Here is a 25,069-nt window from a genome sequence, read left to right as displayed (position 1 = left end):
CGGGGTTACTTGCTGTCCAGTTCTTCGACGACGGCGGTGGCCAGGACGTCGAATTCGTCCAGCTCCGCCGTGCCGGTGAGGATGACGGTGAAGCCGCCGTGCTCCAGCACGAGGCTGCGCTCGCCCGCGCCGGCGTCGCGCAGTTCCCAGGTGGCACCCGCGTCGCGGTCGCCGGTGACCGGCGCGTTGCCGGTCGCCTGGCCTATCCAGGTGGGGTTGGCCTTGTCGGTCTGGATGAGCCCGATGTACTGCTCGCCGGGGGTGATGTAGCCGACTTCCCAGGCTGCCACCTGGGCGGTGCCCCCGGTATTCCACCGGGCGTAGTTGGACGTCCAGCCCGCCGGGAGGTCAACGGCGAGCGGCAGGTAACCCGCCGTGGATTCGGCCTGCAGGGCCACCCCGGGCACGTCAATATTACGTTCGTACACTCCGGGCTTGCTGCCCGGATTCAAAAACATCACCGGAAGCAGCACGGCCAGGGAGAGCCCCACGGCCATCAGCATGCCGACCACCGGCGCCTTCGCACGGTTGGCCTGCTTCGCCGTCAACACCGGCTTGACAGGCAACTCGGACGATTCTTCGGGACGCGCTTCACTCACTGTTCCATGATCTCAGATCCCCGCCGTTGTGCGCACACGCCCCCGCACGAGCGGGCGGGCGGGGCGGCCCGCACGCTGGCTCCCGGCGTGCTGACGACTATGATCGAAAGCAATGGAAGTGTCCGCACCGCGGACGCATCCGTCACGGCACCGCAGCCGGTGCTGTCTGAAGAGCTACTCGAAGATGAGGTCGAAGTGTCCCAAGAAGCCCAGGCTGACCCCTTTTCCAACTTCCCGCCGTCGATGCGTGTCGGCGACAACGAGCCGGACCGAAACCTGGCGCTGGAACTGGTGCGCGTCACCGAAGCCGCGGCGATCGCCGGCGGCCACTGGGTCGGCTACGGGGACAAGAACGCCGCCGACGGCGCGGCTGTGGACGCCATGCGCGCCTTCCTGTCCACCGTCAGCTTCAACGGTGTGGTCGTGATCGGCGAGGGCGAAAAGGACGAGGCCCCGATGCTGTTTAACGGCGAAAAGGTCGGCGACGGCACCGGCGCCGAGTGCGACGTTGCCGTGGATCCGATCGACGGCACCCGGCTGACGGCGCTGGGCATCAACAACGCGCTCTCCGTCCTGGCCGTCTCCGAGCGCGGCACCATGTTCGACCCCTCGGCCGTGTTCTACATGGAGAAGCTGGTCACCGGCCCCGAAGCCGCGGACCTGGTGGACCTGCGGCTGCCCATCAAGCAGAACCTGCACCTGATCGCGAAGGCCAAGAACAAGAAGATCAACCAGATCAACGTGATGATCCTGGACCGCGACCGGCACAAGCCGTACGTCGAGGAGATCCGCGCCGCCGGCGCGCGCACCAAGTTCATCATGGACGGCGACGTTGCCGGCGGTATCGCGGCCGCCCGCGAAGGCACCGACGTCGACGTTCTGATGGGCATCGGCGGCACCCCGGAGGGCATCGTGACGGCCTGTGCCATCAAGTCCCTGGGCGGCGTGATCCAGGGCCGGCTCTGGCCCACCACCGACGAGGAAAAGCAGAAGGCCATCGACGCCGGCCACGACCTGGACCGGGTGCTGACCACCGATGACCTGGTCACCAGCGACAACTGCTTCTTCGTGGCCACAGGAATCACTGACGGCGACCTGCTGCGCGGTGTCCGCTACAAGAACCACAAGGTCCTGACCCAGTCGATCGTGATGCGCTCCAAGTCCGGCACGATCCGCTTCGTCGAGGGCGAGCACCAGGAATACAAGTGGGACCGCTTCGAGCGGAAGCTCTAGCCACCCGCAAGGACAGGAAAACCCCGCACCGGCCTGCGCCGGCGCGGGGTTTTCGTCTCTTGGTTCCCGACCGACCCGTGGGCGGTCAGCGGCGGAGCTTGCCGCGCAGTTTCCGCAAGGCCGGCACGACGGCGGTGCGCGCCTTGCCGGCCGCCGGCAGCACCGCCGAGCGGACCTTGTGCACGGCGGGGGTGACAGCCTCGCGGGCCGTGCGCGAGAGCAGGTAAGCCCGGTACATGAGCTGGTTGACGGGCAGGTCCCAGCTGCCCGGATAGCTGACCTCGTAGCCGCCGAAGGAACGCTTGAACCGGGAGAAACCGGCCCACGGGTGGTCGTGCTCGTCCTCGGGACTGACGCCCCACATGTCGAAGTGGCGGATGCCGGCGGCGCGGGCGTCCATCATCATGGTCACCACCAGCGGAATCCCGGCGTTGAGCTTGCGGTGGGCGTCGTCCGCGGCGGCGTGCGCATACACCCGTGTGGTCTCCGTGTCGTAGGACAGCGCGGCCGCGATGGGCTGCCCGTCCAACCGGGCGATGAAAAGTTTGGCCGCGCCGGCCGGCACCAGGGTCCGGGCGGCGTGCCGCAGGTAGTCGTCGGACTGGGCCTTGAAATCCGCGCGCTCGGAGACGTCGTGCAGGAAACCCAGCAGGATGCCGATGTCGTCCGGGTCGGCGGAGACATCGAACGTGACGCCCTTCTTGTGGATATTGCGGTACAGGTTACGGCTGGTGCTGCGCATGCCGGCCAGCAGGTCCTCTTCCGGCTGGTCCAGGTCCAGCATCCAGGTCAGTTTCGGCTGGACGTCCACCGGTGCCTTGACCAGGCCCAGCGACTGCAGCGCCGACTGCGGCCGCTGGCCGAGGTCCGTGCCGACCGGTTCGATCCGCACGTAGTGGGCGCGCTGTTCCGCCGCCAGGGAGCGCAGGGCGGCCAGCGCGCGGATCAGGGCGGCGTTGTCGTCCGCCGCCGGGCCGTACGGAACGTACAGGAACCGGCCCAACGGCGTCTTTTCCGCGATGGCCAGGAAGGCCCAACCGTCACCGCTGCGTTCGAAAACCTGTTTGCCCAGGCTGCGTTGAAAGTCGGCCCACGGCGTGGACTGCAGGATCGAAGCGGTCAAAGTGTTGCTCCCGTTCGTTGTTGGTCGAATTCATGCGTGCTGCCCGAGGCGGTCACCGCGAACAACACGGCACCCGTTCCGGTGTCTCCGGCCGGATGAACGTTCACCGGTTGTTCGATGTCCGGGATGAACGCAGCTTCGCCGCGGCCAAGGGTCAGGTCGGACTTCGGGGAGTCCAGCAGGACGCTCCCGGACACCGCCAGCACGATCGCGGGACCGTGCTGGGCCAGCGGTACCGGGCTGCCGCCGTCGGCCAGTTCGATGCGCTGGAGCTGGAACTCGGCAAAGGGCGGGCAGTAGAGTTCCTGGCCGGCATCCGTCACGGTCCGTTGCACCAGGGGCGGGGCAATCGGGCGGAAGTCGGTGATCTTCACCAGTTCGGGCACGTTGATGTACTTCGGAGTGAGGCCGCCGCGCAGCACGTTGTCCGAGGTCGCCATGACCTCCACCCCGACACCCTGCAGGTAGGCGTGGATGTTTCCGGCCGGCAGGCACAGGGCCTGGCCGGGGGAGAGGACCACCAGGTTCAGCAGCAGCGAGATCAACGCGCCGGGATCGCCGGGATAGAGTTCTCCCAGGCGGGCGACTGCTGCGTATTCGCTGCCCAGGCTGCCGGCCGGCGCGGCCGCCAGGATGCGGGCCGTGTCCGCGGCGAGCCGGGCGGAGCGCTCTCCGCCGTCGAGCAGCGCCACGAAGGCACCGCGCAGGGCCGTTTCCTCGTCGCCGCCGTCCAGCAGTTCCAGCACCTCGTCCAACAGGTCCAAAGCCGCGCCGGCGTCTGCCAGCCGTGGTTTCAGCCCGGCCAGCAGCCGCGCCGCATCGCGCGGGGGACGGAAGCCGCACAGCGCCTGGAAGTCGCTGAGCGCGAAGATCATCTCCGGCTTGTGGTTGTCGTCCCGGTAGCTGCGCTGCGGGTCGTTGAAGGAGATGCCGGCGGCGTTCTCCGCGGCAAACCCTAGGCGCGCCTGCTCAAGCGTGGGATGGACCTGAAGCGACAACGCGGAATCGGCGGCCAGGACCTTGGTCAGGAACGGCAGCGTGGCACCGAACATGCCCAGGACCGTCTCGCCCAGGGCGGCGCCGGGATTCTCCTTGATGAACTCGTCGAGCGGCCGTTCACCGCCGGCCAGCTGCACCATTGACGGGGAGTCGGGGTGCGCGCCGATCCAGAGTTCGGCTTCCGGCCCGCCGGACGGTTCCCGCCCGAACAGCTCGGCAATCGCCGTCGTCGAACCCCAGGCATAGGGACGCAGTACATTCGTCAACCGATACATGTCAAGCCTCTTCCTCGTCCTTGTTCCAACGATCCTCTCAGACCCCGCGCCGAAGCAGCATGCCGCCCGTCCGCACCGAACCGGGCGGACGCCGCCAGACCAGCGCAACATCGGGTCGGACCGCAGCGTCCCGGCGCGGCCAAGCGGACCGGCACCGGCGCGGCGCCCCGGCGCTTGAGCCGCCGGACCGGTTCGGCAGCACCCGCGAGACCGGGGTCCGGCAGTACCGGGATCAGGGGACCGAGCACTTGCCGTTGTTGGCCACCAGGGCACCGAGCGTAGCCGTATCGCCAATCTCGGCCAGCTGCTGGAGGTACTCCGCGGTGATCTGTGGCTCCGCCGGCGCCTCCGGGGCGTCGGCCGGTTCCGGTGCCGACTCGTCCGCCGGGCCGGCCCCGCCCTCGCCGGTGCCGGTTTCTCCGCCGCCTGCACCCGGGCCGCCGGTGCCGCCGTCGTCGTCCTTGGGATCTTTCTGCCCGGTCTGCTCTTCCTGGGTGAACATCTCCTGAACACGGGGATGGATCACGGAGAAGTCCGGGTAGGTGACGAAGTTCTCCGCCGCGGTGCCGAAGTCCGGCGGTCCGATGGTCAGGCGCTTCACCTTCTGGTCTTTGGCCTTCAGCGCCAGCGAGACGAAGCTGCCCAGCTGGGAACTGGGAATATCCGTTTCGACGACCTGTTCGCCGGCTTCGGCCAGTTGCTGGAAGCGGGTCAGCACCGTTGCCGGGTCCAGCTGCTTGACCATCGCGGACATCACGCACTGCTGGCGCTGGACGCGGTCATAGTCGGTGGCGAATTCGCGGGAGCGGGCGTACCAGAGGGCGTGGTAGCCGTCGAGCTCCTGGACGCCCGGGGCGATCCAGCCCTTCGGCGGGTAGTGCTGGTTCGTGCCGGGGATGGTCCTGTTGGAGATAGGCACCCAGCCGCCGGCGTTCACCGTGATGCCGCCCATCGCGTCCACCAGGGCTTCGAAGCCGTCCATGTCCACGAGGGCATACGCCTGGATCTCGATGCCCAGGATCCCGCTCACGGCGTCCTTCATGGCTTCCGCGCCCGGGTTCTTGGCATCCGGGTAAAGGTCGGCGTGGTTTTGCTCCACGTCGACGTAGAGGGCGTTGATGATGCACTCGTCACCGCAGCTGAAGCCTTCCGGATAGACCTCGCGCATCGGCGAGTCTGCCGGGAACGGGGCGTTTTGGAAGTTGCGCGGGATGCCGAACAAGACGGTCTGGCCGGTCTTCGCGTCGACGCTCACCACCTGGATGCTGTCCGGGCGCAGCCCGACCCGTCCGGCACCGGCGTCGCCGCCCATCAGCAGGAAATTGTAGCGGCCGTCCACCGGGTCGAAGGCGGGCCGGGTTTCGAAGATGGTGCTGAAGGCGTTGCGGCTCACGTTGAGCAGGTAGGCGGCGTAGCCCAGGCTGCCGCTGGTGAGCACCATGAGGGCAACCAGCGTCACCGCCACGGCCGGCTTGGCTCCCGGGGCCAGCAGGTTTGGCCTGATGATGCGCAGGGTGTTCAAAAACAGGAAGGCCCAGAACAGCGCCAGCGCCGCCAGCACCACAATCAGCGCCAGCGAACCCCACCGGTCGGTGGCCAGGTTCACCAGCAGCGGCCAGTTCACCAAAGCCATGACGGCCGCGGCCAGGATGGCGGCCCAGGCCAGCAGCGTCACCGCCAGGGCGCGCCGGCCCAGCCTGCGGTCCCCGGCCACGATTTGGGCGCTGCCCGGGACGAGCAGGGTCAGCAGCAGCAGGACGAAGGCGCGCTTCGTGCGCACCGGTGCCGGAGCGTGCTGGGGGTAGCGGACCGGATCGGTCACCCCGCGCGCCGAAGACCCCGACGTCCGCCTGGGCGGCTGGGGACCCACGTTGCTAGGCCCCGCCGGAGCCGGCTACGCGTCCACGCAGCGCGGCTCCCTTGTCGTAGGCGGCCTGGCGCAGGCCGGAAGCGAAGTCCAGCAGGGCCGGCTGCAGCCGTGCGGCTAATTCGTCACCGCCGGCTGCCAGCATCCGCACGGCCAGCAGCCCGGCATTGCGGGCTCCGCCGATGGACACGGTGGCCACCGGTACGCCGGCGGGCATCTGCACGATGGAGAGCAGGGAGTCCATGCCGTCCAGGTACTTCAGGGGCACCGGCACCCCGATCACCGGCAGCGGGGTCACGGAGGCGAGCATGCCGGGCAGGTGCGCGGCACCGCCGGCGCCGGCGACAATAATCCGCAGTCCCCGGGAGTGCGCGTCGCGGCCGTAGCTGATCATGTCTTCGGGCATGCGGTGCGCGGAGACGACGTCGGCCTCGTAGGGGACGCCGAATTCCTCCAGCGCCTGTGCGGCGGCTTCCATGACGGGCCAGTCGGAATCCGACCCCATCACGACCCCGACTACCGGCTTGTTGCTCATGGTTTGCCTTCCTGGGGGTCCACGCCGTCACGGACAATCGCCGCCACACGGTTTGCGCGCCGCCGCAGTTCCTCGACCTGGGACGCATCGCGGCCCACCACATTGACATGGCCGATCTTCCGGCCGGGACGGACCGACTTGCCGTAGCCGTGCAGCTTGACGGACGGCTCGGCCGCCAGCGCGCGCGGGTAGGCCGAGAACAGATCCGTATTTGCGCCGCCCAGGTAGTTCTTCATGACGACGACGCCGCCGAGCAGGGACGTATCGCCCAGCGGCAGATCCAGGACCGCCCGCAGGTGCTGCTCGAACTGGCTGGTGACCGACCCGTCCTGGGTCCAATGGCCCGTGTTGTGCGGACGCATGGCCAGTTCGTTGATCACGAAGCCTGCTCCGCGTCCCGGGGTGGCGAACAACTCGGCGGCCATCACGCCGGTCACGCCCAGCTCGTCGGCCAGCCGAAGCGCCGCCTGCCGGGCAGCCTCGGCGACGTCCTCCGGCAGCTCTTGCGCCGGCGCGATCACTTCGTCACAGACGCCGTTTACCTGGATGGTGTGCACCACCGGCCAGGCCCGCGCTTCGCCGGAGGGAGTCCTGGCTACCAGCGCCGAGAGCTCCCGGCTGAACTCGACTTTTTCTTCCACCAGCAGCGCGCCGCCGGTGAACCAGTCGGCCGCGTCGACGGCTGCGGCCGCATCGGCGATGATCCGCACCCCCTTGCCGTCGTAGCCTCCCCGCGGCGTTTTCAGCACCACCGGCCAGCCGATCCTGTCGCCGAAGGCCACCAGCTCGTCGACTCCGGAGACGGACGCCCATGCCGGGTTTGGCAGCCCCAGCCTGTCCACCACCGTGCGCATGACCAGCTTGTCCTGCGCATGGATCAGCGCATCCGGCTGCGGCTGCACGTTGACGCCTTCCGCAATCAAGGCCTGCAGATGTTCGGTGGGGACGTGCTCATGGTCGAAGGTCATCACGTCCAGGCCCTGCGCGAATTCGCGCAGCGCCTGCAGGTCGCGGTAGTCGCCCACCGGTGCGGTGGCCACCGCCGGGACCGCAGAAACATCGGCGGCCTCGGCCAGAACACGCAGTTCAAAGCCGAGCTCTACCGCACACGGTGCCATCATTCGGGCAAGCTGGCCGCCGCCCACTACGCCGATCACTGGAAAACTCACCTAGTCAGGGTACCGAACAGGCCCCGGACGAGCGGCATTGCGCTTCCCGCGGCGGGGACGTCCTAGGTAACGCGCAGACTGGAGCAATACAATAGTGCGTCGGCCGGCACTGCTCCGGCATCCGAGCGAAAGGGATCCACCTTCGATCATGAATCGAACTATTTCCGAGCGCCTGCGCGCCATCGTTTCCCTTTTTTGGCGGGAAGTGGCGAAGTTCGGCACGGTCGGCGGGATCGCCTTCATCGTGGACAACGGCGTGTACTGGTGGCTGATCAACGGGCCCATGGACGACAGCGTGGTGAAGGCGCGGTTCGTCTCCGCCTCCGTGGCGACCCTGTTTTCCTGGGTAGCCAACCGCTATTGGACGTTCCGTCATCGCCGCCAGGCGAACGTGCTGCGCGAACTCGTGCTGTTCATCGTCATCAACGTGATCGGCATGGTGGTCTCCGCCGGCTGCGTGTGGATAGCCCGCTACCCGCTGGAGGTGACGGACCGGACCATGCTGCTGTTCGCGGGGATCGTCGGCACGGTCCTGGCCACCGTCATGCGCTTCTTCGCCTACCGGTTCCTGGTGTTCAACGTTGAGCTCGACGCCGAGCCGGAGTTCGCTGCCGACCGCAAGATCTTCGAACGCCACCACGAGGAGCAGGCCGCCCCCCAGCCTGCCGCGGACGCTGCACCGGAGGTCGACGGCCCCCAATCGTCGGGCACGGCGCGCGGCTAGGCAAGACAGGGGCCGGAACGTCGGTTCACAGTTGCTCGGTGACCCGCTCGCTGTCCAACAACCGTTGGGTTATCCCTACCTCCGGGTGCACCAGCACGACCGTGCCGCCGCCCTGCCACGTCGCCAAGGCTTCGCGGAGCACCTCCGGCCAGGGGGTTAGCGCCGGCACCAGCAGGGTCCTGCCGGCTGCCGGCCGGCCAAGCAGCTCGGCGAAGGTGAGGGATCCGCCGTCGTACTCCAGGGCCAAGCCGTTTGCCGCCAAGGAATCGATCCCCAGGTAGTCGTCCGCGTAGGACCGGACTTCCGCAGCGTAATCCAAGACGCCGTCGGGCAATTCCCCGGGCCAGCGCAACTGGAGCGCCCCCAGGGCGACCACGACCTGATGCGCGCCGCCCTCCTGCACCAGGAGGGCGGGATCGGCTGCCACCACCACATCCGCGGTCCGGGCGCCCTCGTCCAGCCGGACCGCGGCACCGGCCCGCCACGCGGCCAGCGCCCAGACCAACGACCGCCAGTGCGGCTCCATCCGAAGACCCACGCTCGTTCCCTCGGCGGCGTCCAGCTCCTCGGCCAGCAGGTTCGCCGTCTTGGCCACCCAGTTGTCCAGCACGCGGCCGGACAGCTCGACGCGTTCTTCCTCCGGCCCGTACCAGACCAGGCAGGGGGAGGAGTCCGGGCGCAGCCGGGCAAGCAGGTCGGTGATCGTGGCGGAGGTGCTCACGGTGCTCCTTAGGGTCGGGTTCCGGGCCCGGCCGGATGCGGGCTGACGCCGGCACGGGTAGATTGTGACGTACATCACGGAGACAAGCCCTCGCGTGGCGTACGCGGATTTCGCTGCCGGGTCTCTAAGATTCCCGCCGGCGCTTGACTTGAACGTATTACACCCATGTAATTAGTTATTAAACGTGTAACAGCATGCTTGTGTCCGGCGCTGAGATCCAGCGCTGGACACGAATCTAGCACCACGCTGGTACAGGAACTCCGGGAGGGCTGATGGGGCAGGCAGAACGTAGTGCGCACCGGCGGGAGCTTGAAGCGCAGGCTTCGGCATCGCACGGATCGCGCGGCGTACCGGCAGATTGGTATGTGGATCCGGCCGATCCGGCGGCGGCAGAGCGCTTCCGCGAAACCAGCCAAGAGACACTCGAGGACGCGGCCACAGCCTTCCTCGCGGCGCACGAAGCGTTGGCGGAGGGACCCGGTGCCGAGGTGCTGGAGCTGGCTGCTCCTCGCATGCTCCGGGAACCGACCGAGGCCGATCCGACACCGAAACCGCTGTGGATCGGGCTGCCGGGCTTCGGCGCCGGCTATGAGGACGAGGGTGAACTCGGCTGGCAGGCCGATGCCCTGTGCGCCCAGACGGACCCGGAAGCGTTCTTCCCGGAGAAGGGCGGCTCAACCCGCGACGCGAAGAAGGTCTGCGGCGCGTGCACGGTGCGCTCGCAGTGCCTGGAGTATGCGCTGGCCAACGACGAGCGTTTCGGCATTTGGGGAGGGCTGTCGGAGCGCGAGCGCCGCCGGCTACGGAAAAGAGCACTCTAATTCAGCAGCAAGTTCGCGTCACCGCCGTTGTGGTAGCACATAATGGCGCTTCCTACCTGCCCCAAACCCTGGCCGCCCTGGCACGGCAGACGAGACCGGCCGATGTCCACATCGGGGTCGATACCGGGTCGTCCGATGAGTCTGCTGACCTGCTGCGCGCGCAGTTGCCCGCCGGAAGCCCGGTGGCCGCGGCTTCCACCCGCGCCGGCTTCGGCGCCGCGGTGCGGGTGGGGCTGGCCGAGCTGCCCAAGCACGCCGTTGACGACAGTCCGGTCCAGGAATGGCTGTGGCTGCTGCACGACGATTCCGCGCCGGACCCCGATGCGCTCGAGGAACTGCTGCTTGCCGTGGAAACGGCACCGTCGGTGACTATCGCCGGCTGCAAGCAGGTGGACTGGGACAACCCGCGCCGGCTGGTCGACGTGGGCCTGACCGTGAGTCGCTGGGCCGAGCGGTTGACCATGATCGACGTCGATGAGATGGACCAGGGCCAGTACAACGGCCGGAGCGACTTCTTCGCAGTCAATTCCGCCGGCATGCTGGTGCGCCGGGACGTCTTCGACGAGCTGGGTGGGTTTGATCCAGCCCTGCCCGGTACCGGTGACGACGTGGATATGTGCTGGCGGAACCGGCTGGCCGGCCACCGCGTGGTGGTTGTGCCTACCGCGAGGGTTCGCCATGCCACCCGCGCCGGCGGCCACGGCACCGCACGGGAAGCCCGTAAGGCGCAGATCCACCTGCGGCTAAAGCATGCGGCGTGGTGGCAAGTTCCGTTCCTGTGGATCGGAGCCCTGCTCGGCGGGGTGTACAGCTTCCTGGCCTCGGTGGTGGCCAAGGACCCGATGCACGGCCTGCGGCAACTCGGTGCCACCCTGGCCGCCTTGTTCCGTCCCGCGGGCTTCTTTGCGTCCCGGCGGCAGGCGGCCAAGACCCGCAGGACCTCGCGGGGGATAGTGCGCCCGCTGATGGTCCCGCGGCGCGAGGTCTGGGCCTATCGGCGCTCACTCGCCGAGGCGCTGCGGCCCGAGCTCGCCGTCGGCGTAGTGGGCGACGGCTCCGGTTCGGACGCCGGCGGCAGCGACCAGCCCACCGGCGGATCCGACGACTTTGCCTCCCTCGCCGCGCCCGCCCGGACCTGGGTCGGTACGGGCCTGGTGGCCGCCGCCGTCGTGCTGGCCCTCGTGTCCACGGTGGGCATGTTTGACTTCTTCGGGGCACCGGCGCTGGTGGGCGGCGGACTGTTGCCGGTCTCGGCCACCGTGGCGGAAATCTGGCACAACGCGTCCAGCTGGTGGGTTTCGCTTGGTTCCGGCGTTCCCGGGCACGGGGACCCCTTCGGTTACGTCCTGGCCGTCCTGGCCGTGCTGGGTTTGGGGAATGGCTCTGCCGCCGTCCTGACGCTGGTGCTGCTGGCCATGCCGTTGGCCGCCGCCGGCGCATGGTTCGCCGCCGGGGCCCTCACGCAGCGGCGCGGCCTGCGCTTCTGGGCCGCGATGTTCTGGGCGAGCGTTCCGGCGTTCCAGGTCGCGTTGGGCACGGGCCGGCTGGGCGCACTGATGGCCCACCTGCTGATCCCGTGGGCCGTTCTCGGCCTGCTGCGCGCCACCGGTTCCGCCGTTCAACGCGCCGACGCCAACCGGCCGCTGCTGCCGCACGAAGCCGTGCACAAGCCCGGCATTAACGGCAACCCCTCGTGGACCGCCGCGGCAGCGGCCGGGCTCTGCCTGGCCGGCATCACGGCGTCGGCACCGGCGCTGCTGCCCGTGGTTGTCGTCTTTATTGTCGTCCTGATGCTGGCCTTGCGCCGCCGGGCCAAAACCGTCTGGTGGGCGCTCATCCCGCCGCTGGCACTCGCCCTGCCGATGTTCGCCGCCGGGCTGGACGAGCCGCGCGCGCTTTTGGGCGATCCCGGCCTGCCGCTGGCCTTCCACGCCGCCCCGCTGTGGCAGCAGCTGATGGGCTTCCCGCTCGCCTTCAACCCCGCCGACGGGCTGGCCGGAGCCGGCTTGCTGGAGGAACTGGCCCAGGGGCCGTGGGCGCTCCTCTACGCGCTCGTCGTCGCCGTGCCGATGCTGGCGCTGGCCGTGGCCGGGGCGGTCATGGGCAGGGGGGCCGGCCGCGCACGGCTGCTCTGGCTCGGCGCGTTCCTGACCCTCGCGGCCTCCTTTGGTTCCTCGATGCTGGCCACCGCCGTCGCACCGGGAGCCGTGGTCACTCCGTTCACCGGTCCCTTTGTCTCGCTCACCCTGTTCCTGCTCCTGGGCGCGGCACTCATCGCCGGGGACCGACTGCGGCACGACCTGGCCGCTTCGGGGCGCCCGGCGTCGGGCCTGCGGCGCACCGTGGCGGTGGCCGCCGCCGTCCTCATGGCCTTGGGCCCGGTGGCGAGCCTGGCACACTGGCTGGTCCCCCAGTTCACCGGCTACACACCGTCCAGCGAGACGCGGACGCTGACGGATTTCGGCACGCACATGGCGGTGGCGCCCGGGGCCGACCGGACGCTGCCGGCCACCTCTGCTGACAGCGGGACCGGGCCGGAGCAGGCACGTGCGCTCGTGTTGACGGCGGGAACCGGCGGTGCGGTGACGGCGGCCGTGATGCACGGCAGCGGCACCACCCTGGACCAGCTGTCGGCGATCTATTCGGCGCGTGCCCTGGCCGGTCCGCTGACCGAAGCCGAGGTCCGCTCCGACGACGACGCCGACGCCGAACTGCGGAACACGGTCGCTGTCATCGTGGCGGGCACCGGCGTGGATCCGCGGCCCTCCCTGGTGCGGCTCGGCGTGGACTTCGTGGTGCTGCAGGAATCCGACACGGCAGCCGAACTGCTGGCCGGCCGCATCGACGCCGTGCCCGGACTGACCTCGGTGGGACGCACCGACTCCGGTTGGCTCTGGCGGGTCGTCGGAACGACCGGCAAAGACGGCACCGCGGCGGGCCAACTGACCGCCCGGGTACGCCTGGTCGATGCCAACGGCGACTTGCTGCAAACGGTGCCGTCCGGCTGGACCGCGGCGGGTGGCGAGATTCCCGCCGGCGAGCCCGGGCGACGGCTGATCCTGGCCGAGCGGACCGACCCGGGCTGGACGGCTACCTTGAACGGCCAGCGGCTGGAATCGTCGCAGGACGGCTGGGCCCAGGCGTTTGAAGTGCCGGCAGCAGCGGGTACCGTGAAGATCGGCTATTCAAGCCCCTGGTCGCCGTGGATCGGAATTCTCCAGGTGCTCGCCATCGGTCTGACCGTCCTGCTCGCCGTACCGATCCCGGCGCGCCGGCGGTTCGTGCCGCGCAGGGTCGACCACATCAAGACCACGGGGGCGGATGCCAGCACCGCTGAACTGCGCAGGGCAGCATTCGAGGACCCGGCCGACGGCGCCGCAGTTGCCTTGGCCGGAAAAGGACAGCAACGATGACCGAGACGGGTGGCCGCGGCGAGGAGCCGCGGGCGACAGACGCAGACACCGGTGCAACCGCCGCTGCCGGATCGGCACAGGACGGCGGCCAGCCGCACCGGGAAGGCGGGGCCGAGCCGGCGCAGCCGGTCGACCGCAAGGCCGAGCCGGATCAGCCGGTCGACCGCAAGGCCGAGCCGGATCAGCCGGTCGACCGCAAGGCCGACCCGGATCAGCCGGTTGACCGCAAGGCCGAGCCGGATCAGCCGGTTGACCGCAAGGCCGCCAAGCGGGCTGCGCGGCGGGACCGCACACGCGATGCCGCTGCCGGCAAGGCGGCCGCACGCTCCGGCAGTTCCACCGCAAGCGGCACGCCCAAGGGCGGCGGCGGGCGGCGGACGCTGGGCGCCGTCTCCGGAGCGGGCCTTCTGCTGCTGACCGGAGCGGCGGTAGCGGCCGGCAGCCTGCTGGACGTGCCGGGCGCGGCAGCCGAGCGCCCGCCCGTGTCCGCCGCCGTTCCGGCCGGAGACTACACCGCCGTCTGCCCGGAGCCTCTCCGGCTGCTCGATACTGCCGCCGAAGACACCGATCCCCAGTTCAGCCCGGTCTCCACCACGGCGCAAACCAGGGCCAGGGCCCTGGTGCTCAGCGACCTCGGCGGCAACGTCCCCGGCAGCGAACTGACGGAACTGGGAGCGGGCACTCCGCTTGCGCGCATCGCCGAACCAACGGAAAAGTCCTCCGGCGAGACCAAGATGGTGGCGTCCGTGGTGTCCGGACAGGACCTGTCCGCCCCCACCGTGCTGCGGGCCGCCCCGATGGGGGAGTCCACGGCGCTGGCCGGTGCGGCCATGACCTACCGTGCCTCCGACGGCGACCTGCGCGGACTGGCCGCGGCCAACTGCATGGCCCCTGCCAATGACTTCTGGCTGCTCGGCGCCTCCACCACCGTGGGAACCACCTCCGTGTTGAAACTGCACAACAGTTCCCAGACACCGTCCTCGGTCGACCTCGAACTAATCTCTTCCGAGGGGCAGATCCAGGCTCCGGGCACCCGCGGGCTGCTGGTCGCTCCGGGGGAGTCGCGTTCCATCGTGCTGGCGGGCGTGGCCGCGAACCAGGAATCACTGGCCGTGCGCGTGCAATCCTCCGGCGGCCCGGTGACCGGCTTCATCCAGCAGAGCATCCTGCGTCAGCTGACCCCCGGCGGCGTCGAGTTGCTGCAGGCGTCTGCCCCGGCCGGAACGCGCCAGGTGGTCACGGGAATTACCGTCCAAGACGAGAAACTGGCACGGGCGATCCGGGGCCAGGACGGCTACGGGAACGCCGCGCCGGCGCTGGAGGTGGCGGTGCCCGGCGTGACCGACGCGGTCCTGGAAGTGCGCGTGTTCGGTTCGGACGGGCCGGTCGGCCTCCCGGGCGGCGGCGTCATCACCGCGGCGGCCGGCAGCGTCACCAGGGTGCCGCTGGAGTCCCTGCCCGCCGGCACGTATTCCGTCGAAATCAGCGCCGACGTGTCCATCGCTGCCGCCGCACGGGTCAGCAGGGCAACTGAGACGGGCGAACCGGTGGACTTCGGGTGGTCACCTGCCGCCGGCCGCCTCGGCAGCAACCATCTGGCCGTCGTGCCGGGCGGTGTCAGCTCCAGGATGGCCTTCAGCGCGCCGTCCGGGGACGCCACGGTGGAAATTACTCCGGTGGATCTCAAAGGCAAACCGGGGGAGAAGCAGGTGGTCAGCGTCCCCGCCGGAACCACCGTGACCCTGGATCCCAAGGCCGACGGCACCGACGCTGCGGCCCTGTTGATCAGCGCCTCCGGCGAAGCCGTCTACGGTGCCCAGGTCCTGACCGACGGCGGTGCACCCGATATTGCGGTCCTGCCGGTGCCCGCCGGGACGCAGGCGCAGACCGCGGTGCCGGTCGATATCGGGTACTAGGACGACGGGGCGCCTGGACCGTAACGCCCGATCAGGGGCGGGTCCGGCCGTAGCCGGGGTCAACCGCTTCCGGTGCCATGTTCAGCAGTTGCGCGGTCTGCTCCACCACCACATCGTGGATGAGCTCCGGAAGCTCGGCCCGCAGCCGGGCGGCCGTCTGGACCGGCTGCCGGAACACAGTCACCACGGCCGGGCGGCCCGGCGAGGCCGGAGTGAAGCTGCCCAGCGGCGCGGCCTGGCCGCGGGCCAGCAGCTCCTCGAGGCGGGGCGGAATGTCTTCGACCACGAATTGGGCTGCTTCGACCCGCTCGCCCCAGAAGTACGCCAGCCGCTCGGCGGACTCCGAGACCCACTGCTCGAACTGTTCCGACCTGGTCAGATGGCCGGGCAGGTTGGCGGGCAGCAGGTCGCCGCGCAGCCCGCGGCCGCGGCGGTTCCGGCGTCGTGCGGCAAACGGACGGCGCCAGCCACCGCCGTCGCTATCCAGCGAGAGGGTCAGTGATGGTCCGTTGTCCATATACCGACTTTAAGCCCGGGAACCGGAATAAGGCACCCGGCCCCCGCAGCCGGTGCGCCGGAGCGTCCGGGGGAGCAGCGTCCGGGCGACCCGATTGTGACCAAATCTTTTCTTCACCGGCCCGCGCCGGTGGTCCGGAAGGAGGGAGGCCGGGAGTAGGATGCTCTCTCGTGGGATCCTTTCGTCAATGTTCACGCTCGGCCTGTCAACGGTCGGCCATCGCTACTTTGACATACGTGTATGCGGATTCCACTGCCGTCCTGGGCCCGCTGGCGACCTACGCGGAGCCACACTGCTACGACCTGTGTGCCGAGCACGCCGGACGGCTGACCGTACCCCGCGGCTGGGAAGTCATGCGGTTGGCCCTGCCGGAGCAGGCGCCGGTCCCCAACCCCGACGACCTGTTGGCCTTGGCCGACGCCGTGCGCGAGGCCGCCCGCACACCGGAGGCAGCCGACGAGGTGCCCCAGCCGCGCGGCCAGCGCGAGCCGTTGGAGCCTCCAGCAGGTGCTGCCGGCACCCGGCGCGGGCACCTGCGCGTTCTGCGCGGACAACCATAGGGCGATACGCTGGGAGGCGGGCAGCCCGCCGTGCCGGCAACCTGCCGTCCGTGGCGAAGCCCCGCGCCGCCGGAAGCGGACGCAGCCGAAGCTGCTGGAGATCAAAGGACACCATTGCATGGCACATCTGACCCCCGAACTGCTGGCGGTTTTGCGCTGTCCGGCTACCGGTTCATCACTGGCCCAGGAGGGCGACGAGCTGGTCTCGACCGGCCGCACCGCCGACGGAGCGCGGCTGCGCTACCGGATCGAAGACGGCATCCCGGTGCTGCTGCCGCACGCCGCCCCGGCCGCCGGCGCCCTTGATCCAACCAACGACGGCGCCGCTGCTTCCCCCCATGACGGCCCCGCTGACGCTTAGGAGCATGACTGTGACGTTCGATTACAAGGTCAAGGACCTCTCGCTGGCAGCCGCCGGCCGCCACCAGATCCGCTTGGCGGAGCACGAGATGCCGGGTTTGATGGCACTGCGCGCAGAGTTCGGCGAGGCCCAGCCCCTGGCCGGGGCCCGGATTGCCGGTTCCTTGCACATGACGGTGCAGACCGCGGTCCTGATCGAAACCCTGACCGCACTCGGAGCCGAGGTCCGCTGGGCCTCCTGCAACATCTTCTCCACCCAGGACGAGGCCGCCGCCGCCGTCGTGGTGGGCAAGGGCACGCCGGAAGAGCCGCAGGGCGTTCCGGTTTTCGCCTGGAAGGGCGAAACGCTCGAAGAATACTGGTGGACGGCGGAGCAGATCCTGACCTGGCCGGGTGCCGCCGAGAACCCCGAGCTGGGACCGAACATGATTTTGGACGACGGCGGCGATGCCACCCTGCTGCTGCACAAGGGCGTCGAATTCGAAGCCGCCGGTGCCGTTCCCTCGGCCACCGCCGACGACCCGCACGAGTACACGATCATCCTGGACGTGCTGCGCGCCTCGCTGGCCAAGGACCCGCAGAAGTTCACCCGGGTCGCCGCCGGCATCCGCGGCGTCACCGAGGAAACCACCACCGGCGTGCACCGGCTCTACCAGCTGGCGGAGCAGGGCCAGCTGCTGTTCCCGGCGATCAACGTCAACGACGCGGTGACCAAGTCCAAGTTCGACAACAAGTACGGCATCCGCCATTCGCTGCCGGACGGCATCAACCGGGCCACCGACGTTTTGATGGGCGGCAAGACCGCCGTGGTCTGCGGTTACGGCGACGTCGGCAAGGGCGCGGCCGAGGCGCTGCGCGGCCAGGGCGCCCGCGTCGTCGTCACCGAGATCGACCCGATCTGCGCCCTGCAGGCCGCGATGGACGGCTACCAGGTCACCACCCTGGACAAGGTCGTCGGCGAGGGCCACATCTTCATCACCACGACCGGCAACAAGGACGTCATCATGGCGTCCGACATGGTGAAGATGCGCGACAAGGCGATCGTGGGCAACATCGGCCACTTCGACAATGAAATCGACATGGCAGGCCTGGCCAACGTCCAGGGCGTCCGGAAGGTCGAGATCAAGCCGCAGGTCCACGAATGGGTCTTCGATGCCGGCCTGGCGACCGAACGCTCCATCATCGTGCTCTCCGAGGGCCGCCTGCTGAACCTGGGCAACGCCACCGGGCACCCTTCGTTCGTGATGAGCAACTCCTTCGCCAACCAGACCATTGCGCAGATCGAGCTGTTCACCAAGCACGGCAAGCCGGCCGAGGGCTCGGCCACCGGCGAGCCCGAATACGCCAACCAGGTCTACGTGCTGCCGAAGGTGCTCGACGAGAAGGTAGCCCGGCTGCACCTGGGCGCGCTCGGCGTCGAACTCACCGAACTGAACAAGGAACAGGCCGAGTACCTGGACGTGGACGTCGCCGGCCCGTACAAGCCGGATCATTACCGCTACTGATCGGGTCCGGACGGCTAACGGCGGGCGGCGCCTCCGCCCCCGCCGTTGGCCGGCCGGTTAATGGTTACCGGATTGTTGGGCGGACCCGCCCGCAATAACACGTCCCTTCGGCGCCGCGCGCCCTACGATGGAAGCAGGGTGCTGCTGTGCCCTTCAGCGGCGATCAGGTGCCGCCGAGGTCTCGTGAGTTGGGTTGGGATGACTGAGGGAAAAAAGAAGCGCAAGGGCCTCAAGATTGCCCTGCTGTGCATCATCGGAGTGCTGGTGGCAGCCGCCGCGGCCGTCACGGCAGCGGCCATGGCGTCGCCGACTTTCGCCTCCCAGCTGGGACGGGTGTTCGCCGCCGCGCCGGCCGAGCGGCAGGGCTTCGCGGAGCCGGTCGTCAAGGCGATGTCGGTCGGAGTCACCCCGGAAGACAAAGCCGTGGAAGTCAATCCGGCCACCGTGGCCACCATCACCGCCAAGAACGCCTCCATCAAGGATGTGGTGTTAACGCCGGCGGAGGGCGGCGAACCGATCGCCGGCGAACTGTCCGCAGACGGCAGCGTCTGGAAGGCAACGGAACGCCTGGACTTCCTGACCGAATACGACTTCAGCTACACGCTCGTGGACCGCGCCGGCACCGAGACCGCCAAGCAGCAGAGCTTCACCACCGTGTTGGCACCCAACCAGGCCGACGGCTGGATGTACCCGCTGGACGGACAGAGCGTGGGCATCGCCCAGCCGCTGGAGTTCAATTTCAGTGAACCCGTGCTGAACAAGGAAGCGGTGGAGAAGGCCATCTCCATCACCACCTCCGCCGGGCAGAAGGGCGAGTTCTACTGGTACTCGGACACCAAGGCCCGCTTCCGTGCCGAAAGATACTGGGAACCGAACAGCACCGTGACAGTGGACATGAAACTGTTCGGCGTGGAGTTCGGCAACAACATGGTCGGGATGAACGACGAGAAGATCACCGTCAACATCCTCGATGACCGCAGGGCGATCGTGGACAACAAGACCAAGACCATGAAGATCTACGTGGGCGGTGAGCTGGCCAAAACCTTCCCGGTGACTCTGGGCGACCCGAACTGGCCGTCAAGCAAGGGCATCCACCCGATCATGGACATGCATGAGTCGCTTCCGTTCAACCCGCGCAGCATCGGGCTCAAACCGGGAGACCCGGACTGGTACGAGCCGTTCGACGCCAAGTACGCCAGCCGGTTGAGCAACAGCGGCGAATTCGTCCACACAACCCTCGACCCCTCGGCCCTGGGCGTGCGCAACATTTCGCACGGCTGCGTGGGCATGTCCGAAGCCGGCGCCCGGTACTTCTACGAGACCATGCGGACCGGGGACATCGTGGATATCCGCAACACCGACGGCGGGTTCCTGGATCCGACGGACGGTTTCGGGGACTGGAACGTGGATTGGAAGACCTGGACGTCGCAGGACAAGAGCTAGCCGTCCCGTGGTCCGCCCGGCCGGGCGGACCGTGCGGCCGCTCCTAGTCCCGGAAGGGCAGGGAATGCAGCCGGGCGCCGCGCTCGGCGGCGCGTTCCTGCTGCCGGGCCAGCCGGGCAAAGTCGCGTTCGCGCCGTTCGGCCATCACTGCCAGCAGGTACATCTCCGGCTCAGTCCCCGCCGGCGGCGGGGGAGAGACATAGCCGGAGGCCTCGTTGGCCAGGGCCGTGGCCAACCGCGCGCGGGACGCCGGAATCATCTTGGGCGCCTGGGAGAGGAACTGGACAATCCGGCGGGCCAGCGGTTCCGGCAGCCGCCCCATGTCCGCGAGCTTCACCCAGGGGGCCAGCTGCGGGGGAATTTCCGGCAGGATCTTCGGCATGACCGCGACGCGTTCCCGCATGCTGTAGGTGCCCGCCAGCAGGTCGCCGAGGCGCTTGGACCTGTCGTTGAACAGGGCCACCATGAAGGCCACGGAACCGAGCAGGATGTACAGTTCGAAGACAGCCACGAGGCCGCGGATGAGCGCATGCCGGAAGCGGATGGCACCGCCATCGTCACGCACGATCCGCAGCCCCATGATCCAGCGTCCCAGCGACTTGCCGCGCGTGAGCGTTTCCACGGCGATGGGCACGCCGACCAGGAAGAACAGCACCACCGCGATGACCAGCGCCCGGGCGGCCGCGGCGTCGAACCCGACCTCCAGGGTTTCCGCCAGCAGCACGAAGGCGGCGATCAGCAGGATCACGTTGGCCACCACATCGATGATCGAGCTCAGCGCCCGGACGCCGAACGACGCCGGCCGCAGTTCCAGCACTACCGCCTCGCCGGTGATGACGTTGCTCATCGGATCCCTTTCCCGGGCGGTCTGTGCCGCGCCCGGTTCCACTCTATCGATCCGAGGTGTCCGGCCGGGCGCCGCCGGGAGCCTGGACGCGCGACGGATAGGCTAGTGGCGTGGATATCGATGCCTTCGCCGCGGTGCATGAGCACGATTGGCAGCGGCTGGACGAACTGAGCGCCAAACGCAAGCTCACCGGCGCCGAGGCGGATGAACTGCTCGTGCTCTACCGGCGCACGTCGACCCACTTGTCGATGATCCGGTCGGTCGCCGCCGAGGGCCAACTGTCGGCGGCCCTCTCCACCCGGCTGTCGCGCGCCCGGACGCGGTTCACGGGGGCGCGCTCCAACTTCGCCCGGGACGTGGCGGAGTTCTTCGTGTTGTCCCTGCCGGCCGCGTTCTACCGCCTGCGCTGGCTGACCGTGGCCATCGGCGCCCTGTTCATCCTGGTCGCCTGGCTGTTCGGTGCCTGGGTGGCGGGAAACCCCGAGGTCATCAAGGCGATGGGGTCCAACGAGGAGATCCGGCAGTACGTGGATGAGGACTTCGTCAATTACTACTCGGAGAATCCCAACGCCTCGTTCGCCGGCATGGTGTGGACCAACAACGCCTGGATCGCCGCGCAGGCGGTGGCCTTCGGAGTGACCGGACTATGGGTGCCGTACATCCTGTTCATGAACGCCCAAGGCGTGGGCATGGCCGGCGGGATGATGGCCGCCTACGACCGGCTGGACGTCTTCTTCATCTATATTTTGCCGCACGGGCTGATGGAAATGACCGCAATCTTCATTGCCGGAGCCGCCGGCCTGCGGATCTTCTGGTCCTGGGTCTCGCCCGGCCGGCTCACCCGCGCCGCATCGCTGGCCAGGGAAGGCAGGTCGCTGATCACCGTTGCCCTGGGGCTGGTCCTGGTCCTCCTGATCTCCGGCCTGGTCGAGGGCTTCGTGACCCCCAGCGCGCTGCCGGACTGGCTGCGCCTGGGCATCGGCGTACTGGTGCTGGCCGCCTACTGGATCTACACCCTTGTGGTGGGCCGGCGGGCCTACCTGGCGGGGGAGCGCGGCGACCTGGGCCGGTTCGACGCCGGCGAGGCCGCCGCCACCGGGTAGCTGCGACCGGGCCGACCGCGGCCAAACCGGCGATGGCCGGGTGGGCCGCCCCGGGGTGGCAACCGTGAAGCGTCGCCGGCCGGCGGTAGTCTCATAGGCAGAGAGGCCAGCGGTACAGAAAGAGGCGACGGACGTGGCAGTCGAAGAGGTGAACCCCGGCGGAGACAAACGCAGGGCACGGACAGCGCCGGGAGAAGGCCCTGGCATTGAACCCGAGCGCGCTCCGGCGCCTCCGGTCCCTGCGGTCAACGGTCGGTTCCGGGACGGCGCCAACCCGCTTCCCATGCGCCGGCCCAGCAGGCTGCCGGATCTGAGCGCCGTGTCAGACGGCCAGGGCACCGCGCGCGACGGCGGTGCTCCGGACGGCGCCGGAACGAAACCCCGGAGCGACGGGCCCACCCACCTCGACGCCGCCGCGCCGGCCGCAGGGGGAGATGGTGCCGCTGCAGAGGCCGCCCGGACCGGAGCCCCGGCGGCGGCCGACAGTGCCGGCAGTTCCGCGGCCGGACGGCCGGATCCCGCCGGAGCAGCGGCTGCCGCTCCGGGCGGAGGGCCCCGGAGGACCGGCACAGCCGCCGCGGTCGGTCAGGGCCCGGCTGCCCCGAAGCCGCTGCCGGCGCGCCCACCGGTGCCGCCCGCCGGCACCGCCGCAGCTGCCGGCGGCAGCGACGCGAACCCTGCGACCGGTGCGCTGTCGGTACGCCCGCCGCGTTCGGAGGTTGTCCGGCGCACCACCGAACGCGACGAGGCCATGAACGCCAAACCGCTGGCCGGACGAATCCTGCAGGTGGTGCTGGCGGTGCTGTTCCCGCCGCTCCTGATCATCGGGGCCATCCGGCTGGTGGCCACGCCGCTGTTCCTCTGGGTCGAGTACCACCGTCCCGGGTTCCCGGCAGACAGCTTTGGCTTCAGCACCGAGGAGCGGATGACCTACGGCTCCTATGCGGTGGACTACCTGCTGAATTTCGCCGGCCCGCAGTACCTGGGAGACCTCCCCGGCCCCAACGGCGGCAGCCTGTTTCTGGATTCCGAGGTCAGCCACATGGCCGACGTGAAGGGCGTGTTCCTCGCGGCCATGATTGCCGGGGCGGTCCTGCTGCTCCTGGCCGTCGTCGCAGTGGTCTACCTGGCCCGCCGCTACCACGGAGGCATCCGGCGCGGCCTGTTCGCCGGTTCCGCCGCAACGCTGATCCTGGTCCTGCTGCTGGGCGTCCTGGGGGCCCTCAACTGGCAGCAGTTCTTCACCGAGTTCCACCGGATCTTCTTTGCCGACGGCACCTGGACCTTCTTCGTGGACGACACCTTGATCCGTCTGTTCCCCGCACAGTTCTGGATGGACGCCGGAATCGTCATCGCTCTGCTGGTGCTGATGATCTCCTCGCTGGTGCTCGCCCTGACCTGGCCGACCCGCGGGCGCCGGAACCGGAGCGCCGCGGCCGCCGAAGAACGGCGCCGCCGGCACGAACTCCTGCTCGCCCGCGGGCAGGACTGAGCTGCAGGCCCTAGCGGTACAGTGATTCGATCTCGCCGGCGAAGTCTTCCAGCACGGTGACGCGCTTGAGCTTCAGCGACGGCGTCAGGTGCCCGGAGGCCTCGGTGAGGTCCTGTCCCAGGACCGCGAACTTCCGGATCTGCTCGGCCCGCGAGACCAACTGATTGGCCTGGTCCACGGCTTGCTGCAGCTCGGCCAGGACCGCCGGGTCTTCCGCGGCATCGGCCACGCTGACCGGGCCGCGGCCGGCCGACGCAAGCCAGCCGGCCAAGCCCTCTTCATCCAGGCAGACCAGGGCCCCGACGAACGGGCGTCCCTCGCCGACCACTACCGCCTGCGACACGAGCCGGTGTTCGCGCAACGCGTCCTCCAACGGACCCGGAGCAACATTCTTGCCGGCTGCCGTTACCAGCAGCTCCTTTTTCCTGCCGGTGATGGTGAGGTAGCCGTCGTCGTCCAACGTGCCGACGTCCCCCGTGCACAAGAAGCCGTCCCGGAAGTACTCGGCATTGGCGTCGTCGTTATTGTGGTAGCCGGGGGTGATGCCGATTCCCTTGATCAGGACCTCGCCGTCGTCGGCGATTCTGATGGTGGTGCCCGGCAACGGCAGTCCCACGGTGCCTATCCGGTTGGCCCGGGGCAGGTTCACCGCTGCAGGGGCGGTGGATTCGGTCAGTCCGTATCCTTCCAGCACCGGCACGCCGATGCCGGTGAAGAAGTGCGCGAGCTTCGGATTCAGTGCCGAAGCGCCGGAGACGGTGTACTCCACGTGCCCGCCGAACGCCGCGCGCAGCTTTCCGTAGACGAGCCTGTCGAACACGGCGTGCCGGGCCTTGAGCGCCAGGCCGGGCCCGGCGCCGGTGCCGCGTGCCTGCGCATCCCGTGCCCGTGAATAGGCAACCGCTGTCCGCGCCGCCGCGTCGAAAATCCTGCCTTTGCCGCCGTCGTGCGCTTTCTGCCGGGCGGTGGCGTAAACCTTTTCGAACACACGCGGAACCACCAGCAGGAACGTGGGCTGGTAGGTGCCCAGGTCCTCGATCAACTCGGCCATGCTTGAGGTGTGGCCCATCTTCACTCCGGCGGTCAGGCAGATCACCTGCACGGCCCGGGCCAACACGTGGGCCAGCGGCAGGAACATCAGCGATTTTGCGTCCGGACGCTTGAGGATGTCCGCCAGGAACTCCACGGTGTTGACCGCCAGTTCCGCGAAGTTGCCATGGGTGATGATGCAGCCGCGCGGCCGCCCGGTGGTGCCCGAGGTATAGACCAGCGAGGCCGCGTCGTGCATGCCCCGGGAGGTCCGGCGCAGTTCAAGTTCCTCGTCGGTGACGGCGGTTCCACGGGCCTCGAGCTCAGCCAGCCCATCGGCCTCCCCGTCCAGCTGCCACACCGGGATCCCGGCCGGCAGCCCGGACATGGCCTGGCGCACCACGGCGGCCTTGGCGGCGTCCTCGGCGAACACCAGTTTCGCCGCCGAGTCCTGCAGGATCCACTGCACCTGGTGCGGGGACGACGTCTCGTAGATCGGAACCACCACCGCGCCGGCGAACCAGCCGGCCAAATCCACCACCGTCCACTCGAACCGGGTCTTGGACATCACGGCAATGGTGTCTCCGGCTTCGATGCCCGAGGCCATCAGGCCCTTGGCCACGGCGCTGACCTGAGCCAGGAGCTCGGCGGCCGGAACATCGGACCAGGCTCCGTTGCGCTTGACCGCGTAGAGCGCCCGCTGCGGGTCGCGCTGATGCTGGGCCACCAGGATGTCCGTAATGTTCGACCCGGCCGGCATCGCCGCCAGGACTTCGGTTACTGCTTCGCGCACGTCGTGCCCACTTTCTGAATCCGGT

The 25,069-nt window shown here is 69.0% G+C and carries 21 protein-coding genes; 11 read left to right on the top strand and 10 right to left on the bottom strand.

Going from position 1 to position 25,069, the window contains the following annotated elements; translation table 11 throughout:
- Positions 1-5 precede the first annotated feature (5 nt).
- Positions 6-599 carry a DUF4245 domain-containing protein gene (locus tag AC5RVS_RS10495; RefSeq protein ID WP_494108087.1) on the bottom strand — a complete coding sequence of 198 codons (594 nt, stop codon included), beginning with the start codon at positions 597-599 and terminating at the stop codon, positions 6-8.
- 243 nt (positions 600-842) lie between these two features.
- On the opposite strand from AC5RVS_RS10495, the gene glpX reads away from it, so the two are divergent.
- Entirely contained in the window at positions 843-1,832 is a 990-nt protein-coding gene (gene glpX / locus AC5RVS_RS10490; protein ID WP_493988242.1) for a class II fructose-bisphosphatase, read from the top strand.
- Between the two features lie 85 nt (positions 1,833-1,917).
- Here the strand turns inward: glpX and AC5RVS_RS10485 are convergent, their stop codons facing one another.
- The 5 genes from AC5RVS_RS10485 to AC5RVS_RS10465 form a co-directional block, all read right to left on the bottom strand.
- Positions 1,918-2,955 carry a lipid II:glycine glycyltransferase FemX gene (locus AC5RVS_RS10485; protein ID WP_494108086.1) on the bottom strand — a complete coding sequence of 346 codons (1,038 nt, stop codon included), beginning with the start codon at positions 2,953-2,955 and terminating at the stop codon, positions 1,918-1,920.
- The gene (gene manA / locus AC5RVS_RS10480) at positions 2,952-4,229 is read right to left on the bottom strand and encodes a mannose-6-phosphate isomerase, class I (protein ID WP_494108085.1); all 1,278 of its coding nucleotides are present in this window, start codon (positions 4,227-4,229) and stop codon (positions 2,952-2,954) included. Before manA ends, AC5RVS_RS10485 begins: the two co-directional genes overlap by 4 nt.
- 232 nt (positions 4,230-4,461) lie before the next feature.
- Positions 4,462-6,051: an LCP family protein gene (locus AC5RVS_RS10475; protein WP_494108084.1), complete on the bottom strand. Its 1,590-nt coding sequence runs from the start codon at positions 6,049-6,051 to the stop codon at positions 4,462-4,464.
- A 52-nt stretch (positions 6,052-6,103) separates the two neighbouring features.
- The gene (gene purE / locus AC5RVS_RS10470; protein WP_494108083.1) at positions 6,104-6,631 is read right to left on the bottom strand and encodes a 5-(carboxyamino)imidazole ribonucleotide mutase; all 528 of its coding nucleotides are present in this window, start codon (positions 6,629-6,631) and stop codon (positions 6,104-6,106) included.
- Positions 6,628-7,800, bottom strand: coding sequence for a 5-(carboxyamino)imidazole ribonucleotide synthase (locus AC5RVS_RS10465; RefSeq protein WP_494108082.1), 1,173 nt, complete (start codon positions 7,798-7,800; stop codon positions 6,628-6,630). The genes purE and AC5RVS_RS10465 overlap by 4 nt, the downstream gene beginning before the upstream one ends.
- 148 nt (positions 7,801-7,948) lie before the next feature.
- Here AC5RVS_RS10465 and AC5RVS_RS10460 point away from each other — a divergent pair, with 148 nt between their 5' ends.
- Complete coding sequence (locus AC5RVS_RS10460) at positions 7,949-8,524, top strand: GtrA family protein (protein ID WP_493987939.1); 576 nt, start codon at positions 7,949-7,951, stop codon at positions 8,522-8,524.
- Between the two features lie 25 nt (positions 8,525-8,549).
- Here AC5RVS_RS10460 and AC5RVS_RS10455 read toward each other — a convergent pair whose 3' ends face one another.
- On the bottom strand, positions 8,550-9,245 hold the full coding sequence (locus AC5RVS_RS10455) for a TIGR03089 family protein (RefSeq protein WP_494108081.1): 696 nt from the start codon (positions 9,243-9,245) through the stop codon (positions 8,550-8,552).
- 272 nt (positions 9,246-9,517) lie between these two features.
- Here AC5RVS_RS10455 and AC5RVS_RS10450 point away from each other — a divergent pair, with 272 nt between their 5' ends.
- The 3 genes from AC5RVS_RS10450 to AC5RVS_RS10440 are packed head-to-tail and all read left to right on the top strand — an operon-like array spanning position 9,518 to position 15,395.
- Complete coding sequence (locus AC5RVS_RS10450; protein WP_494108080.1) at positions 9,518-10,066, top strand: WhiB family transcriptional regulator; 549 nt, start codon at positions 9,518-9,520, stop codon at positions 10,064-10,066.
- A complete protein-coding gene (locus AC5RVS_RS10445; protein WP_494108079.1) occupies positions 9,952-13,479 on the top strand; it encodes a glycosyltransferase family 2 protein in 3,528 nt (1,175 codons plus the stop codon). The genes AC5RVS_RS10450 and AC5RVS_RS10445 overlap by 115 nt, the downstream gene beginning before the upstream one ends.
- Positions 13,476-15,395: a DUF5719 family protein gene (locus AC5RVS_RS10440; RefSeq protein ID WP_494108078.1), complete on the top strand. Its 1,920-nt coding sequence runs from the start codon at positions 13,476-13,478 to the stop codon at positions 15,393-15,395. The genes AC5RVS_RS10445 and AC5RVS_RS10440 overlap by 4 nt, the downstream gene beginning before the upstream one ends.
- Before the next feature lie 31 nt (positions 15,396-15,426).
- Here AC5RVS_RS10440 and AC5RVS_RS10435 read toward each other — a convergent pair whose 3' ends face one another.
- On the bottom strand, positions 15,427-15,912 hold the full coding sequence (locus tag AC5RVS_RS10435; RefSeq protein ID WP_493987944.1) for a metallopeptidase family protein: 486 nt from the start codon (positions 15,910-15,912) through the stop codon (positions 15,427-15,429).
- 170 nt (positions 15,913-16,082) lie between these two features.
- On the opposite strand from AC5RVS_RS10435, the gene AC5RVS_RS10430 reads away from it, so the two are divergent.
- The 4 genes from AC5RVS_RS10430 to AC5RVS_RS10415 all read left to right on the top strand — a co-directional run bounded on the left by AC5RVS_RS10430 (position 16,083) and on the right by AC5RVS_RS10415 (position 19,780).
- Complete coding sequence (locus AC5RVS_RS10430; protein ID WP_493987945.1) at positions 16,083-16,472, top strand: DUF3499 domain-containing protein; 390 nt, start codon at positions 16,083-16,085, stop codon at positions 16,470-16,472.
- Positions 16,473-16,590: 118 nt separating this feature from the next.
- Entirely contained in the window at positions 16,591-16,833 is a 243-nt protein-coding gene (locus AC5RVS_RS10425) for a Trm112 family protein (RefSeq protein WP_494108077.1), read from the top strand.
- Positions 16,834-16,843: 10 nt separating this feature from the next.
- Positions 16,844-18,337: an adenosylhomocysteinase gene (ahcY, locus tag AC5RVS_RS10420; RefSeq protein ID WP_494108387.1), complete on the top strand. Its 1,494-nt coding sequence runs from the start codon at positions 16,844-16,846 to the stop codon at positions 18,335-18,337.
- A gap of 198 nt (positions 18,338-18,535) precedes the next feature.
- Entirely contained in the window at positions 18,536-19,780 is a 1,245-nt protein-coding gene (locus AC5RVS_RS10415) for a L,D-transpeptidase (RefSeq protein WP_493987947.1), read from the top strand.
- A 43-nt stretch (positions 19,781-19,823) separates the two neighbouring features.
- On the opposite strand, the gene AC5RVS_RS10410 is transcribed toward AC5RVS_RS10415, so the two are convergent.
- The gene (locus tag AC5RVS_RS10410) at positions 19,824-20,627 is read right to left on the bottom strand and encodes an RDD family protein (protein WP_494108076.1); all 804 of its coding nucleotides are present in this window, start codon (positions 20,625-20,627) and stop codon (positions 19,824-19,826) included.
- A gap of 110 nt (positions 20,628-20,737) precedes the next feature.
- Between AC5RVS_RS10410 and AC5RVS_RS10405 the strand changes: the two genes are divergently transcribed.
- Positions 20,738-21,730: a stage II sporulation protein M gene (locus AC5RVS_RS10405; protein WP_494108075.1), complete on the top strand. Its 993-nt coding sequence runs from the start codon at positions 20,738-20,740 to the stop codon at positions 21,728-21,730.
- A 319-nt stretch (positions 21,731-22,049) separates the two neighbouring features.
- Positions 22,050-23,222, top strand: a complete 1,173-nt coding sequence (locus AC5RVS_RS10400) for a TIGR01906 family membrane protein (protein ID WP_494108074.1) — start codon at positions 22,050-22,052, stop codon at positions 23,220-23,222.
- A gap of 10 nt (positions 23,223-23,232) precedes the next feature.
- Here the strand turns inward: AC5RVS_RS10400 and AC5RVS_RS10395 are convergent, their stop codons facing one another.
- A complete protein-coding gene (locus AC5RVS_RS10395) occupies positions 23,233-25,044 on the bottom strand; it encodes an AMP-dependent synthetase/ligase (RefSeq protein ID WP_494108073.1) in 1,812 nt (603 codons plus the stop codon).
- Between the last annotated feature and the right edge of the window lie 25 nt (positions 25,045-25,069).

It is taken from the genome of Arthrobacter sp. Y3221048 (assembly GCF_059092685.1).
The sequence above is the reverse complement of the archived record's forward strand: the minus strand, read 5'-3'. Positions and strand labels throughout refer to the sequence as shown.

Excerpts from the sequence above, each read along its gene's own strand:
- glpX (WP_493988242.1), top strand. The coding sequence starts at position 843 with ATGCGTGTCGGCGACAACGAGCCGGACCGAAACCTGGCGCTGGAACTG.
- manA (WP_494108085.1), bottom strand. The coding sequence starts at position 4,229 with ATGTATCGGTTGACGAATGTACTGCGTCCCTATGCCTGGGGTTCGACG.
- purE (WP_494108083.1), bottom strand. The coding sequence starts at position 6,631 with ATGAGCAACAAGCCGGTAGTCGGGGTCGTGATGGGGTCGGATTCCGAC.
- AC5RVS_RS10460 (WP_493987939.1), top strand. The coding sequence starts at position 7,949 with ATGAATCGAACTATTTCCGAGCGCCTGCGCGCCATCGTTTCCCTTTTT.
- AC5RVS_RS10450 (WP_494108080.1), top strand. The coding sequence starts at position 9,518 with ATGGGGCAGGCAGAACGTAGTGCGCACCGGCGGGAGCTTGAAGCGCAG.
- AC5RVS_RS10440 (WP_494108078.1), top strand. The coding sequence starts at position 13,476 with ATGACCGAGACGGGTGGCCGCGGCGAGGAGCCGCGGGCGACAGACGCA.
- AC5RVS_RS10435 (WP_493987944.1), bottom strand. The coding sequence starts at position 15,912 with ATGGACAACGGACCATCACTGACCCTCTCGCTGGATAGCGACGGCGGT.
- AC5RVS_RS10425 (WP_494108077.1), top strand. The coding sequence starts at position 16,591 with ATGGCACATCTGACCCCCGAACTGCTGGCGGTTTTGCGCTGTCCGGCT.
- AC5RVS_RS10415 (WP_493987947.1), top strand. The coding sequence starts at position 18,536 with ATGACTGAGGGAAAAAAGAAGCGCAAGGGCCTCAAGATTGCCCTGCTG.
- AC5RVS_RS10410 (WP_494108076.1), bottom strand. The coding sequence starts at position 20,627 with ATGAGCAACGTCATCACCGGCGAGGCGGTAGTGCTGGAACTGCGGCCG.